Consider the following 14,687-nt stretch of genomic DNA (forward strand, 5'->3'; position numbering starts at 1 on the left):
CGCGTCCCCTCATTTCGCTTTCTTTTTATTGCCGTTCTGCTTCATCTCGCCCTCGTAGTACACCCACATGCTGGAGGACTTGAAGACGACCATCGTGAGCGCCAGCACGATCAGGAACATAAACCAGGCGTTGGCGGAGGCATAACCCATCTTGGAATATTTGAAGGCGTTCTCATACATGTACATCGCGTAAAAGTAAGTGGACCGCATCGGCCCGCCGCCTGTCAGCACAAGCGCAAGCGTCAGCTGCTGGAACGCCGCAATAATCGTCGTAATCAGATTGAACAGCACCGTCGGGCTGAGCATCGGCAGCGTAATGCTGAAGAACTGCCGGCCGCGTCCCGCACCGTCTATCGAAGACGCCTCGTATAGCTCCTTCGGAATGTTTTTGAGCCCGGCAAGAAAGATCAGCATCATCGTCCCTTGCCCCCACAGGCTGGCGATGACGATGGCCACCGGCGCCCATGTCGTATCGTTGAGCCAATCCGGCCCCGTAATGCCAAGCAGCGACAGGAAGTAATTCAGAATGCCGTATTCGCCGCTGTACACCCAAGCCCAGATCATCGCCAGCGCAACGCCAGAGATGACGGAGGGCAGATAGAAGATGGTGCGGAAGATCGACTTGCCTCTGACATTCTGGTTCAGCAGCATGGCAAGCCCCAGGGCTATAATGATATTGAGCGGAACAAATAGTGCCGCGAACTTGAGCGTGACGCCCAGCGATGTCCAGAACATCGGGTCTTCCGTGAACATTTCCGAATAATTGCGAAAGCCTATAAACTCCACCTGGCCGACAACCGGCCAATCAAAAAAGCTGATGACAAGCGAAAAGAGGAGCGGCCCCAGCGTGAAGGCGAACAGACCGATTATCCATGGGAGAATAAAGAGGTAGGGTGTTGCCCTACCCCATTTGATCTTGCTTCGCCGTTTCGCCGCTTGCGGGGGGATGATCGCTGTCTCGTGTGTGCTCATGTTAATTCCCCTTCCCCGGCGCATTCATCGTTATTTCAAAAACTTCTCCGATTCCTTCACAGCCTGATCCAGCATCTCCTGCGGATTATTGCCGAGCATGATCGCTTCCACCGCGACCGACAGGTTCCGGTTGATCTGGCTCCAGTTCGGATGCAGCAGGAACGCCGGCGCATTGGAGGAGCGCTCCAGCATGGTGTAGAACGGTTTGTACAGCGCGTCCTCCTTGAAGCCCTTCTCTTCAACGATGCTGATGCGGATCGGCAGATCGGCCGTTCTCATCTTGATCGCTTCCTCGGAGACATAGAACTTCACGAACTCCCATGCCGCTTCCTTATGCTTGGAATCCTTGGCGATGGAGACGGCGGATTGCGCCAGCACGCCCTTCACATCCTTGCCCGGGAAGACTGGCGGCTCGACCGTACCGACGTCGATGCCCGCTTCCTTGAAGCCCTCCAGCGGCCAGATGCCGCTTTCCCACATGGCGATTTTGCCGGCTTTGAAAATGTCATCGCCGCTTTGCTGGTTTTTGCCGCCGACGAGCACGCCGTAGCCTTCCTTCACCGCTTGGCCGAGCACGCCGATGGCTTCCGCTGTTTCCTTGCTGTTCATATAGCCCTCGATAGCTTTGCCGTCATCGCTGATCAAGCTGCTGCCGTTGCTCCAGACGAAGCCTTGCAGATCATAGGTGTCGTTGTCGGCGCGTACGCCGATGCCGTATTGCTTCTTGCTCTTGTCAGTCAGCTTCTGGGCGATGGCCTTCATGTCGTCCCATGACCAGCCGTCCTGCGGATACGGGATGCCCGCATCGTCGAACAGCTTCTTGTTATAATAAAAGACCCTTGTCGTGAAGCCCGCCGGCAAGCCGTACAGATTGCCCTCTACTTTGTTGTAGGCGAACAGGCCCGGATAGAAATCGTCAATTTGGAGCGTCTCATCCTTCTCGACAAAGCCGTCCAGCGGCTCCAGCGACTTGTAGTACGTCGGGAAGTCCCACATGTACATCACATCCGGCGGATTGCTTGCACCGAATCCCGCAGCCAGCTTCTGGTCGAAGCCGTCGCCGTAAGGCTCCACCTGCACCTTGATGCCGGGATGCGCCGCTTCGAACTTCTTGGCGATTTCCTGCTGAATCTTCAGCGCCTCTCCGGTATCCCACGTTGCGAAGCGAATCGTAGCGTTGCCTGTGCCGTCTTTGCCTTCATTTTGCGTGTTGGTATTGCCTTTGTTCTGATCCTTGCTTCCTTCCGAATTGCCGCCTCCTCCGCATGCGGATAGGGCCAGCACGATGACCATCATGATTGCGGTCAGGAGCATTGCGGACTTCTTCATTTCGAATTCCCCCTGTGGTGTAGGATCGTTGCGGGTCCAAAATAATTGAACCGCTTTCATTGTAGCTCGATGAAAGCGGTTCAAAAACGTTCACGCGTCCGCTCTTTGGCATCCGTTTGTTCGATAACGGGCGAGCTTCGCGAATTTGTATGTTAGGATTCTCCTTTTTGTTGGCCCCGATACTGGCTCGGGGTCATGCCGCTTGAGCGCTTGAACCATTTGCTGAAATATTTGCCGTCGATAAGGCCGATATGCTCGGCAATATCCTGCTGCGTCAGCGTCGTATGGGCCAGCATGTCGCGGGCGGCCCTCAGGCGCATCCGGTGGATGAAGTCCACAAAGTTCTCCCCCGACACCTTCTTGAACAGCGTGCTGAAATGGCTGCGGCTCAGCCCCACACGATCCGCCACGTTGCTGACGGACCACGGATAGCGGAGATCCTGCGCCACAATGGCGACTGCCTTCTGCAGCGCCTCCGGCCATGATTCCGCATGTATGCCGTAGCTGCGGTCGCGCTCCGCCTTCGCATGCAGCGAACGGACGGTGCGCAGCCAGCCCTCCATGCCGCGCTGTGCGCCCTCCTTGTACCAGCGGAAGGAGGAGTCCTTGCCCAGCCTCTCCATCAGCAGCGCATCCAGCTCTTCCTTCAGCCCAGGCGCAAATACGAGATAGCAGCGATTGTGCCCGCACAACAGCGCAGCGGCTCGCGGCTTCTCCGCAAGCGAATGGGCGAGCTCGCCGAGACCTTCCTCCTGCTGCAGCAGGTAGACCTCGTGGCCGCCCTCCATCCAGCTCCATTCGGCCGCCCAGCGCTGCCGGAGCCCCTCCAGAAATTCGGCTTCGTTATGCGCTCCGAACAGCCAAGCGCAGAACAGATCGTCCAGGCGTCCGGCAGCCTTTGATTCCCGAGGCGCAGCCGCTTCGGCGGACAATTCGTCCCGAAAGCCCCCGAGCAGCCGCTCCATCTCTTCATCCTCGAAGGCGGTCTTGAGCAAATAACCAGCCACGCCCAGCTTGATGCCTTGCTGCGCATACTCAAAATCGCGGTGGCAGCTGAGCAGCAATATTTTGGTATGAGGGGCCAGCTCCTTGATTTTGCGCGTCAATTCAATGCCGTCCATCTCCGGCATGACGATATCGGTAATGACGACCTCCGGCCGATGCTCCAGAAAGCTCTCCCACGCCTTGCGCCCGTTCGGAACATCGTCGACAACCTCCATCCGGAAGTCGCTCCAGTTCACCGTAGCGCGCAGTCCTTTGCGGACAATGCTCTCATCATCGGCAATCAATACCTTAATGCGTTCATTCATGCGAAGCCGACTCCTTTCTGGGCCATACGATCATGATGCTGGTGCCTTGCTCCGGCGTTGACTCGATAGACAATCCATACTGCGGGCCAAAATGCAGCTTGAACTTCTGATCGACATTGGCGACGCCAAGCCCGCCCCTCGTCGTCCGCTTGCTGCCCGGATTTAGCAGCGCACGCGCGCGCTCCTCCGTCATGCCGCGTCCGTTGTCCTGAAGCGTCAAGCGCAGCAGCTCCTGCTCCGCTTGCAGCTTCAGCGTGATCAGGCCTTCGCCATCCTCAAAGCCGTGAAAAAATATATTCTCGAACAGCGGCTGCAAGCTCATGCGCGGAATAAGCGCCTCTGCCGCTCCTTGATCGACATCCACCTCATAGCTGAACATATCGCCATAGCGAATGCGCTGAATATGCAGGAAATGATCGATCATCGCCAGCTCCCGCTCCACCGTAACAAGCTCCTGCGTAATGTCCAGATTGCCCTCCAGTACCATCGTCAGATGGTAGAGCATCTTGCGGATGTCCTCGTTGCCCTGTAGCCGCGCCTTCCACTGGATCGAATTAAGCGTATTGAACAGCAGATGGGGATTGATCTGATAGTGGATCGCTCGCAGCTCGGCCTCTTTCTTCTGCTGCTCTGTACGGGTCACCTCGTCCAGCAGCGTCTGGATTTGGGCGACCATGTTGTTGAAGCTGCGCCCCAGCACGCCAAGCTCGTCCTCGGAGTCCACCTCAATCCGGGTCTGCAGCTTGCCCGCCCCCGCTTTGTTCATGGAATCCTTCACCCGCTTGATGCGCGAGGTGAACTTGGACGCCAGCCATACCGCCAATATCAAAGCAAGCAGAACAGACAGCGCCAGGCCAATTACCGTATATGAGCGAATGACATTCGACGATTGATAGAACGTCTCGTACGGCAAGCGCGCCTCTACTGTCCAGTCATTCTCCGCAAGCGGCTGCGACCAGATGACATCATCCGTCTGCGGCTCCCTGTCGCCTAGCGAATCGTAGATGACCTTCCCGGCGCTATTCCGAATGGTTAGCGAAGCAACCATATCCCGCTCGAAGCGCTTCAGCTGATCATAGATATCGTCTGCTTCCATCTCGATCAATATGCTGCTTTCCTTGAGCGGCCCCTCTTTATTGCGAATCGGCACGACCAGCCCCATCACCTTGCGGGATGCATCGCGATAGTCGGCGCGGTAATGATGCGTCTCGTACAGGCCTGTCCAGTATTGACCGCGGAACTCGGGGCTAATGCCGGTCCACCAGCTCTCCTGCCGCAATACGTCCGGCATCAGCGTATTCTCGCCATAGAAATAACCGGATTTCGTGACGATGAATACACCGGCATGCATCTCAGTTTTAAGCGCTTTCAAAAAATCTTCCAGATTGTTTTTCTCCTGAATTTGCGAATAGGACTTCGGCACTTCTTCCGTTATGACGCTTTTGGTCGGGTCAAGCAGATAGGAATGGATATATTCGGCCGTCAGCCTCATCTGGCGAAGCTGGGCATCGATTTGGTATTGAAGCTGGGATACCGCATTCTCCCCGTATTTGCCGAACTGCACATGCAGCAAGTCCGAGGAAGTGCGGTACGATAAGAAACCCAGCGACAGCAGCGGTATAATGGCGACTACCAGAAAAAAAGTGAGCAGCTTGAAGCGTATGCTCTTGCGCGGAAGCTGCAGTCCTCTCCGAATCCAACCTTGCGGCGTTCTGTCCACGCTAGTCGCCTCCTCCTGACATCATGCTTGTGTATCAGAAGTGTATCACGCCGGATGCCTCTCTTCAAACGGTGGAAAAATGTTCCTTAGATGCGTATTCATTCGCCAAAATCAGGAATACGCTTGATGTCCAGGTGAATGCCCGGTCCCGCAAGCCTTCGCCGGTCAAGGCATTGTAATTCTCCGCCATGCCGCTTACGCTCGCCATGCGGCAGAAGCGCTCCGCAGCCGTCCGCGCAAGCTCATGCTCCCCAGCGCTTGCCAGACCGTCGGCCAGCAGCATCATCACCGGCGCCCAGATCGGCCCGCGCCAATAGCCGTCCGGCGAATAATACGAGCTGCCGACGCTTTCGGTGGCAAAGCCGTGCTCTGTCAGGAAACGTCCCTCCTCCGCCAGCCCCGCCACCAAGTGGCGGAAGAGTGGCTCCGGAAGCCGCTTCCCAAGAATAACGGGCATATACAGCAGGAGGCTGTCTCCGCCCCGCTCCAGCTGTTCGTCGCGAACCCATGCGCATAGGGACGTTCCGTCCCAGAAGCGTTCGACTAGCCGGTCCGTCAGCGACTTGGCGCGATGCTCCCATTCCCGTCCCTCGTCAGTCTTGCCCAGCTCATGGGCAACCTTCGCAATCGCCTCGCATTGCAGGATGAGGAAGGCGCATAGATCCGGCGTCTCGATCGGACCGCCGAAGCGGAATACGGTGCTGTTGTCCCAGCCGCTGTCATTGCCGTGCTGATACTCCGGAATGTCGTTTCCGTTGTCGTCGCGCTCCTCGAACCACCAATTGGTCCATCTTACGAGCGGCTCGTAAATTTCCGCAAGCTTCTCCTTGCCGATCCAGCCGGACCGCTCCATCATCCAGTTCAGCGTCCAGCCGTGGATGGGAGGCTTACAGCAATTCCATAGCGCGTACTTGTCATTGATAAAATCGGGCAGCGCCCCGCTTTCATCCTGCGCATCAAAGAAAATCATCAATTGATCCCAGGCCAGCTGGGGCTGATGACGGATTAACGCCATCGCATTGAAGCAGTGGTCCCAGCTCCATATATTCGTCATCCAGTTCTTCGACATATACATGGCCGGCCTCGTCAGCATGCCCCGCTTCGGCACGACACAGGACCAGGTAATATAGGCCGCCAGCTTGCGCGCTTCGCTCCACTTGCCGTCCGACGGCAGCGTGCGGCTAAGCCATTCGCGGTACTCGTTCCCCGCTTCCCGCTTGCATGCCTCCATCATCCTCGTTACCCGGACCGGCGGACGCACTGTCCAGAATTGCTCCAGCTTCACTTCAGCCAGCCCGCTCTCGGCATCCTTGCGAAGCTCGGCAATTACATGGCTGCACTTCGTTCCCGACCATGGCGCATCCACCGCCAGCTCGCCCGAGACGCTCTCCAGCATGAAGCGCGACTCTGTCGAGAAGTGATTCACTTCCCATCGTCCGTCCTTCATCGGCGAAGCATAATCATAGCCTCCGCATACCAGCGTCAGCCGGATATCAATTCCGCAGGAGAGAAGCTGCATTGTAAGCTCCCCTGTAATGCAGCATTCCGCATACCCTTCCGCTGCCAGCAGCCGCACGCTCTCCGGCGATGCGATGGTCTGGCAGCTGACTGCCTCACCCTCATGGATAAGCTCCAGCTTAAAAACCGCGCCATGGCTATTATCCCCGCCATGCACCGTGCGGATATAGATTCCTTCCTCCAAATCGCCTTGCTTCTTCAGCGGAGATACAACCAGAAACGAGCCATAGCGGCTATACGGCACTTGATGAAGATCATAAGTAAACATGGTCGGCAATTCCCCCTCGCTTCAAGTTAAATCTACTTTCAGTGTAGAGGAATTCGGTTCATTAGCAGACTTGCATCAGTCGCTTATTGCTCTCCATTTTGTTCGGCCCAAGCTTTAAAAACGCTTACATTCGTTCTTTTGTCAGTCGGGATTCTTCTTTTTGTCCGATCCTAAATACGAGAACAGCCCCTTCCTGGCTCCCGGCGTTGGCCGCAAACGTTGGAAGGGGCTGTATAGGATTTTAAGCTAAGCTTATTTAAATACTTTCACACGCTCTTCAAGCGAACCGAATTGCTTCTCGCCAGCAGGAGCGACGGGCTTGCCGAATGGCATTTGAGCTAGCAGCTTCCAGCCGGATGGAATGTTCCATTCCGCTTTCACCGCTTCGTCGATAAGCGGGTTGTAGTGCTGCAGCGACGCGCCGAAGCCTTCAAGCTCAAGCGATGTCCAGATCACGAACTGCAGCATGCCGTTCGATTGATTGGACCATACCGGGAAGTTGTCCGCATATGCTGCGAATTGCTTTTGCAAGCCTTCAACAACGGACTGGTCTTCGAAGAACAGCACCGTTCCGTAGCCTGCGCCGAACGCATTCATCTTCTCTTGCGTTGGGGCGAATTGGTCGGCAGGCACGATCGCTTTCAATGTATTCGTAGTGATTTCCCACAGTTTTTTGTGCTGGTCTCCCAGCAGTACAACAACTCTTGCGCTTTGCGAGTTGAACGAGGATGGCGTATGCTTCACCGCATAATTGATTACTTCATGGATGCGGTCGTCCGATACGACCTGTTCATTGCTGATGCCATATATAGAGCGTCTTCCCTCAACGGCCGCGTAGAAGTCCGTTGCCGACGCTTCCGAATTTTTATTTCCTGCTCCAAATAAAGTGTCCATAATTCCCATTGTAAGTTCCCTCCGATTGGTTGCTCTTGTTGGTGTGTGACATATTCCTTATCCAATAAAGCTCTATCTATATGAAACGCGCCAGCCCGCTTACGCTTCGCCGACAACGGTATATCTTTGGTTGAGATGTTTCGGGTTTTCGATTTCATCCAGTACCGCAATGGCATAATCGGCATAGCTGATATAGCTGTCGCCTTTGGCATTGAGGATCAAATGATCCAGACCTGTTTCATAGGCGCCCGTTCTTCTGCCTTCCGCATGGAAGAAAGCCGCCGGACTAAGGAATGTCCATGTCACATCTTGCTGCTTTTGGAGAATCTCCAGATTTTTGCCCTGATTCTGCGCAGTCGCCAGATAAGCCGCCGGGAAATCAGGTGTTTCGAATACTCGGACCGACTTAGCTTCATCTACAAAGAGGCTGCCAGCTCCACCTACAACGAATAGGCGCACCGATGTGCCCTTAAGCGCATCAATTAGCGCATTACCTGCATCAACATGAAGATGCTCTTGACCGGGCGCAGCGCCAAACGCATTCACCACTACTTCGAAGGAAGCCAGGTCAGCTTGCTTCAGATCGAATACATCCTTCTCCAGCACGGCTGCGCCCGTTATCTGTACGTTCGCCTTGTTGCGGACAATCGCTGTAACCTCGTGGCCTCTGCTAAGAGCCTCCTGCGCGATCAGCTTGCCTGCTTTGCCGCTTGCTCCGACGATACCGATTTTCATTGATCTATTCTCTCCTTTATTTCATGTGTGTTGTTCAGACTGCTGCCCTAAGCTGTACGGCTATCCCGTTCGGGTCCTTCGTCCACCAGGACGAATCCCTCAGCTCCAGCTCTATGCCTAGCCGCTTCACCCGCTGGACTGTCGCTTCCAGTTCGGCTGCATTCGGCACAATAATCGTAAAGTGCTCAATGCCCGTACCGTTTGGCTTTACAGGAGGCGCGCCGGCTCCTGCCCATATATTAAGCCCCATATGATGATGGTAGCGGCCAGCCCCGATAAAGAGCGCGCCCATCTGCCGCATCAAATCCGCCTCAACCTCGAAGCCGATCGCATCGCAATAAAATTGCTTAGACTTGTGAAGATCGCCGACATGGAAATGCACGTGGCCGATGACAGTGCCCTCCGGCAAGCCGTTCCACTCGCTTCCCTTCGCTTCGGCAAGCAGCCCCTCCCAATCGATCGGGTCGGTTGCCATCTTCACAAAGCCTTGAGCATCGTATTCCCATTGTTCCCTTGGACGGTCCCGGTAAATCTCAATGCCGTTCAAGTCCGGATCAGATATATACAGCGCCTCGCTGACCAGATGATCCGCTTGCCCGATCTTTACGCCTGCATCCATCAATCTGCGAAGCGAAAGGCCAAGATCCTTCCTGGTTGGCAGCAAGATCGCAAAATGATACAAACCGCTCGATGAGCGAAGCGGCGTAATCGTCGCGTTCGGCACTTCTTCCAGCACGAGCAGCGGAGTACGACCATCGGCTGTCAGTTCAGCTATGCGTTCCGTACGCGACAACACGCGGAGGCCGACAATTTCCTCGTAAAACTTCAGCGAGCGCTCCAAATTGCTGACCCGCAATTTGACTTCGCCTAAGCGCGTATCTGCATGAAGCTTGTTAGCCATGCGATCACCACCTTGTTTTTCGCTTGTTACTTACTATTTGTAATTAAGTATATAATCAATATATACTTCAGTCAAGTTTAATATTTTACTCCAGATGTAGAATGCCCATATGCCGATATTTCACGCCTGCACGCGCCAAAAAAAGGATCAGGGAAACCCAAGTTCCCCCGATCCTTCACCTTACATGATTTAGTTCTGGCTCTGTCCTGTCAAAGCAGCGATCTCGGATAAATGATCGGCAAATCCGACGAATACTTGGCCGTCAATGACGAGCGTCGGCACGACTTGCTTGCCTGTCAGCTCCCATACTTCCCTGCGGTACGCTTCCTCTTCCTCGCACTTCAGCTCCGTATACGGCAGCCCTCGTTCGCCAAAATAACGTTTTGCAAAGGCACAATCGCTGCAAGTGGGAATCGTATAGATTTTTATCGAGTGATCCAATGGATATCCCTGCCTTCCAAGTTATATTTTCATACGCTGCAGCCGGAGCGCATTCAGGACAACGGATACCGAGCTGAGCGCCATAGCCGCGCCTGCTACCCATGGCGCCAGCAAGCCGATTGCCGCAATCGGAATGCCCAGCGTATTGTAGCCAAGCGCCCAGAACAGATTCTGCTTAATGTTCGCCATCGTCTTGCGGCTCATCATGATCGCATCCGGAATGCTGGACAAGTCGCCTCTCATCAGGGTCACGTCAGCCGCTTCCATCGCTACGTCCGTTCCGGTGCCCACCGCCATGCCGACATCGGCCGTAGCCAGCGCCGGAGCGTCGTTGATGCCGTCTCCGACCATCGCCACTTTTTTGCCTTGCGCCTGCAGCTTCTTCACTTCCTCGGCCTTACCCTCCGGCAGAACCTCAGCGAGTACATAGTCGATGCCAACCTTGGCCGCTATCGCTTTGGCGGTACGTTCATTGTCGCCTGTAATCATGACAACCTCGATGCCCATGCTCTTCAGTCTGGCAACCGCAGCCGGCGAAGAATCCTTGATGGTATCGGCTACTGCGACCATGCCTGCATACTCGCCGTCAACCGCAGCCAGCATCGCGGTTTTCCCCTCCATCTCCAGCGCCGTCATCGTATCGAGTGCATCTTTCACATTAATTTGATGGCGTTCCATCAGCCTTCTTGTACCTACCAGCACTTCACGGCCGTCGATTGCCGCGCTTATGCCGAAGCCAGGGATGGCTTCAAAGGATTGAGCGTCCGCAAGCTTGATGCCGCGCGCTTCAGCACCTGCTACAATCGCCTCCGCAAGCGGATGCTCGGAGCCCTTCTCCGCCGATCCGACCAAACGGAGCAGCTCTTCTTCATTCCATTCCGTTACAACATCGGTCAGTTCAGGCTTGCCTTTGGTCACCGTTCCCGTCTTATCCAGAACAACGGTATTAATGCGGTGCGTGCCCTCCAAATGCTCGCCGCCCTTGAACAGGACCCCAAGCTCAGCCGCACGGCCGGAGCCCGCCATAATCGAAGTCGGCGTTGCGAGTCCAAGCGCACAAGGGCAGGCGATAACCAGTATCGCAATGGCCTTCTCCAGCGAGCCGCCGAAGTCGCCCGGCGTAACGATAAAGTACCATACGAGAAACGCCGCAATCGCAATCGCTACAACAATAGGTACAAAGATGCCGGAGATGATATCCGCAACCCGCTGAATCGGCGCTTTCGAGCCTTGCGCGTCTTCCACGACCTTAATGATTTGCGCCAGCGCAGTATCTTTGCCGACCTTTGTTGCCGTAATGCGCAGCAGGCCGTTTTTGTTTATTGTTGCGCCGATGACATGGTCACCTGCATTTTTTGTAACCGGAATACTCTCGCCCGTCAGCATTGATTCATCAACCGCCGAGCTGCCTTCCAGCACCTGGCCGTCTACCGGAATTTTTTCGCCCGGTTTGACGATGACGATGTCACCTTTCAGCACTTCTTCAATCGCAACGGTGCGTTCCTCACCATCTCGAATGATAAGCGCCGTCTTCGCCTGCAAGCCCATCAGCGACTTGATCGCTTCCGAGGTCCGGCCCTTCGCCAGCGTCTCGAACAGCTTACCTAGAACAACGAGCGTAATCAGAACGGCGCTGGTCTCGAAGTACAGGGAAGGACCGTGATGCGAAGATGCTCCGTCCGCCCACCATTGCAAGGTGAGATAAATACTATAGAAGTAAGCCGCCGATGTTCCTAATGAAATCAGCACATCCATATTCGCGCTGCCGTTGCGAAGCGCTTTATACGCGCCTTTGTAGAACGGAGCGCCTACATAGAATTGAACCGGCGTAGCCAATACTAACTGGAACCATGGGTTCATGAACAAATCAGGCACATACATCCATGACGTGAACGAGAAGTGGCCTACCATGCTCCAGAGCAGCGGCAGCGACAGAAGCGCGGACAGGATGAGCGTCAGCTTATGCTTTCTCGCTTCCCGGGAGCGATGCTCCTTCGTCTCTTTCTCCTCTGCCTTTAGTGCCGCAGCATACCCTAACTGCTTCACTTTGCTCTGCATATCCTCCACAGAAATCTCCGAGGAGGAGAAGCTGACGCTTGCCGTCTCCATGGCGAAGTTGACGCTTGCCTGTGAGACTCCGGGCATCTTGTTAAGCCCCTTCTCTATGCGGTTGGCGCAAGCTGCGCAGGTCATGCCTGATATATCGAAAGTCACTTGATCGGTGCTTGCCGTTAAAGCTTCCTGTTTCATCTTGAACACTCCTATGCTTCTTGATGGGATATGATGGCCTAAAGTTCCGCTCATTAGCGGATGGATGAAGCCATTTCCAGTTCGTCGACATCATCAGTATACCCCACCCCCCTATATTCGTCAACGAAAATTTACGATACCCCCGTACCCTATTTTTCGAATAGTGAGAAAGGCTTGCTTTCTTCCCTTAGTATGTTCTTTTCTAGAAAAGTCATAATAATTGGCTGGCTTAGATACTAGGCTTGTATAGTCTCCCCTTTTTCGTCCGTATCCAAAAATGGCGGCCTCAAAAGAATATTTACTCGAAGCGCGAAAATGCAGAAATGGCGGTGCCAGGGTATTATACCTACACCACTATTTCTGCTAAGAAAATAGTATTATAACTGAACGATGCCTCCTTCAACTGCTACAGCTACTGCTTGAGATCTGGAACTCACTCCCAGTTTGTTGTAGATATTCGTCAGATGTGCTTTAACCGTACGCTCGGATATCCCCATATCACCTGCGATCTCTTTGCTTTTATAACCACGTGCTATAAACTGTAGAACGATTCGTTCTTTCTCAGAAAGCACCATATGCTTCAAGGATGTATCTCGCATATCCTGACGTTTTTTTCTTGCCGCAAATACTCTCTCCATTATCTCAGGCTGCAGCAACATATCGCCGTGAACTGCGGATTCGATCGTTCGAAATAAATAATCTCTACCCGTGTCTTTCAAAAGATAACCTTTGGCACCCATTTCTAGTCCGTTTAACATCAGTTCATCTTCATTATAAGTCGTTAAGATAACGACAGGAATTTCAATATTTCTTTCTTTAAGCTCCCTCATTGTATCTAATCCACTCATTACAGGCATATTTAAATCCATGAGAATCACATCTGGAGAAAGAGTTTCAAGCAATCGCAGAGCCTCTTCCCCGTTTCCGGCCTCACCAACAACTTGAAACTGATCATTCGTCTCGATCATAAACTTCAACCCTTCTCTTACGACCAAATGATCATCGACAATAAGCACGCTATATGTCACGAACACTCGCCCCCCTCAGCCACTGTGTCAATCTTAATCAACGTCCCTTGTGGCACGTTATTGGTTATGTTAAGCGATCCACCTAAGATACGCACACGTTCCTTAATACCTATAAGGCCATAATGTCCCGACATGTTGCCGATTTGATTTAAGTCAATGCCTTTCCCATCATCTTTAACCTCTAATTCTAAGTTTTCGTCCTCTATACGGATGTATACCCACACTTGCCTAGCTTCAGCATGGCGGGCGACGTTAGTTAAGCATTCACCTATAATGTGGAGCATATGCTCCATCACCAATTCAGAAATGCCGCCATCAACTCTCATATCAAGAACGACTTGTATACCTGTTGCTTTCTTGAAACGCTCTACTTCTTCACGAACAGCATCGGAAAAGTCAATCGTAACAAAAGCTTTTGAACGCAAATTGTCAATTGCCAATCTCGCTTCCGACAGCGTCTTCTTTGCATGACCCATGGAATGCTGTACAATTTCATGAGCTCTTTTCGAATTGCCTTTCATCAAATGTGCATCGGCTGCATCCAATTGCATGACGATACCCGCCAAGCCTTGGGCTAACGTATCGTGTAGATCCCGTGCCATCCGCTGACGTTCATTTGCCAGGGTCAATTCCTTAACCTTCCGATGAGCGAGTTCTAGTTCTTCAAGAAATGCTTGCGTTCGAATTCGAGCCTTCACTTGTTTTAAATATAAACCGGCGAATGAAACAAATACGAAAACCATCATCATATATAAGATCGACATTAATATCAATATTTCAGATTGCCCCATCAATAAGAGTGTTGCGACATATAAACCATAATACAAAGCGGACATAAGAATCATCTTGATTCTGTGATTGTATTTGCCTACGCTTTGACCAGTCAAAACGGGGTACATTCCTAACAACAATAAAAATGCGGCTTGATACATAATGAGCGCACAAACTTGAATAATCAGACCTTGAATCAAAAAATAAACCCAAGGATGTTTTTCTGTAAGTAATGGAAAGTGCCATATTAATGAGCCGTGAAGAAGCATCAATCCCGAAAAGAAAGCCAACGAAATGATCGAAGGCTCATACAGAATCTGTACAAGCATAGATATGATATAGATGAATAGAACCCACATCATGCTCGGAACTCTGGCATTGAACATGGCATCTGGCAAATCATTAAATCGATTGCGCTGCAGCCATTTCATGAACCCGCTTCCAATTACCATTTGTCCCCCTACTTTCATCCTCTAATTCATCGTCATCTTGCATATTTGATATTTCTCCTATTATACCCACATAGTAAAACCGAAAAAAATCGTACATA

Annotated in this window: 12 protein-coding genes; all 12 read right to left on the reverse strand. The window is 52.9% G+C overall.

The annotated features are described in order from the left end of the window. Positions 1-9 precede the first annotated feature (9 nt). A complete protein-coding gene (locus tag D3P09_RS15145; RefSeq protein ID WP_120111607.1) occupies positions 10-972 on the reverse strand; it encodes a carbohydrate ABC transporter permease in 963 nt (320 codons plus the stop codon). A gap of 30 nt (positions 973-1,002) precedes the next feature. Then, positions 1,003-2,301, reverse strand: a complete 1,299-nt coding sequence (locus tag D3P09_RS15150; protein ID WP_120111609.1) for an ABC transporter substrate-binding protein — start codon at positions 2,299-2,301, stop codon at positions 1,003-1,005. Positions 2,302-2,453: 152 nt separating this feature from the next. Further along, positions 2,454-3,611 carry a response regulator transcription factor gene (locus D3P09_RS15155; RefSeq protein WP_120111612.1) on the reverse strand — a complete coding sequence of 386 codons (1,158 nt, stop codon included), beginning with the start codon at positions 3,609-3,611 and terminating at the stop codon, positions 2,454-2,456. Next, positions 3,604-5,331, reverse strand: a complete 1,728-nt coding sequence (locus D3P09_RS15160; protein WP_207892499.1) for a sensor histidine kinase — start codon at positions 5,329-5,331, stop codon at positions 3,604-3,606. The genes D3P09_RS15155 and D3P09_RS15160 overlap by 8 nt, the downstream gene beginning before the upstream one ends. Before the next feature lie 64 nt (positions 5,332-5,395). Continuing rightward, positions 5,396-7,117 (reverse strand): amylo-alpha-1,6-glucosidase, encoded by a 1,722-nt coding sequence (locus D3P09_RS15165; protein ID WP_120111615.1) that lies wholly within the window; start codon positions 7,115-7,117, stop codon positions 5,396-5,398. Between the two features lie 252 nt (positions 7,118-7,369). Beyond that, entirely contained in the window at positions 7,370-8,020 is a 651-nt protein-coding gene (locus tag D3P09_RS15170; RefSeq protein ID WP_424452443.1) for a nitroreductase family protein, read from the reverse strand. A gap of 90 nt (positions 8,021-8,110) precedes the next feature. Continuing rightward, positions 8,111-8,746 (reverse strand): NAD(P)-dependent oxidoreductase, encoded by a 636-nt coding sequence (locus D3P09_RS15175; protein WP_120111618.1) that lies wholly within the window; start codon positions 8,744-8,746, stop codon positions 8,111-8,113. Positions 8,747-8,780: 34 nt separating this feature from the next. Then, entirely contained in the window at positions 8,781-9,647 is an 867-nt protein-coding gene (locus tag D3P09_RS15180; RefSeq protein ID WP_120111621.1) for a VOC family protein, read from the reverse strand. Between the two features lie 189 nt (positions 9,648-9,836). Then, positions 9,837-10,088 carry a glutaredoxin family protein gene (locus tag D3P09_RS15185; RefSeq protein ID WP_120111623.1) on the reverse strand — a complete coding sequence of 84 codons (252 nt, stop codon included), beginning with the start codon at positions 10,086-10,088 and terminating at the stop codon, positions 9,837-9,839. 21 nt (positions 10,089-10,109) lie between these two features. Further along, positions 10,110-12,338: a heavy metal translocating P-type ATPase gene (locus tag D3P09_RS15190; protein ID WP_243644204.1), complete on the reverse strand. Its 2,229-nt coding sequence runs from the start codon at positions 12,336-12,338 to the stop codon at positions 10,110-10,112. 377 nt (positions 12,339-12,715) lie between these two features. Beyond that, positions 12,716-13,366, reverse strand: a complete 651-nt coding sequence (locus tag D3P09_RS15195; protein ID WP_120111628.1) for a response regulator — start codon at positions 13,364-13,366, stop codon at positions 12,716-12,718. After that, positions 13,363-14,568 (reverse strand): sensor histidine kinase, encoded by a 1,206-nt coding sequence (locus D3P09_RS15200; protein ID WP_165867452.1) that lies wholly within the window; start codon positions 14,566-14,568, stop codon positions 13,363-13,365. The genes D3P09_RS15195 and D3P09_RS15200 overlap by 4 nt, the downstream gene beginning before the upstream one ends. Positions 14,569-14,687: the final 119 nt, after the last annotated feature.

The organism is Paenibacillus pinisoli, from assembly GCF_003605435.1.
GTDB classification, from domain to species: Bacteria; Bacillota; Bacilli; order Paenibacillales; family Paenibacillaceae; genus Pristimantibacillus; species Pristimantibacillus pinisoli.

Bases quoted from the DNA above. Each gene is read 5' to 3' on its own strand.
- D3P09_RS15145 (WP_120111607.1), bottom strand. From the start codon at position 972: ATGAGCACACACGAGACAGCGATCATCCCCCCGCAAGCGGCGAAACGG.
- D3P09_RS15150 (WP_120111609.1), bottom strand. From the start codon at position 2,301: ATGAAGAAGTCCGCAATGCTCCTGACCGCAATCATGATGGTCATCGTG.
- D3P09_RS15155 (WP_120111612.1), bottom strand. From the start codon at position 3,611: ATGAATGAACGCATTAAGGTATTGATTGCCGATGATGAGAGCATTGTC.
- D3P09_RS15165 (WP_120111615.1), bottom strand. From the start codon at position 7,117: ATGTTTACTTATGATCTTCATCAAGTGCCGTATAGCCGCTATGGCTCG.
- D3P09_RS15170 (WP_424452443.1), bottom strand. From the start codon at position 8,020: ATGGGAATTATGGACACTTTATTTGGAGCAGGAAATAAAAATTCGGAA.
- D3P09_RS15175 (WP_120111618.1), bottom strand. From the start codon at position 8,746: ATGAAAATCGGTATCGTCGGAGCAAGCGGCAAAGCAGGCAAGCTGATC.
- D3P09_RS15180 (WP_120111621.1), bottom strand. From the start codon at position 9,647: ATGGCTAACAAGCTTCATGCAGATACGCGCTTAGGCGAAGTCAAATTG.
- D3P09_RS15190 (WP_243644204.1), bottom strand. From the start codon at position 12,338: ATGAAACAGGAAGCTTTAACGGCAAGCACCGATCAAGTGACTTTCGAT.
- D3P09_RS15200 (WP_165867452.1), bottom strand. From the start codon at position 14,568: ATGAAATGGCTGCAGCGCAATCGATTTAATGATTTGCCAGATGCCATG.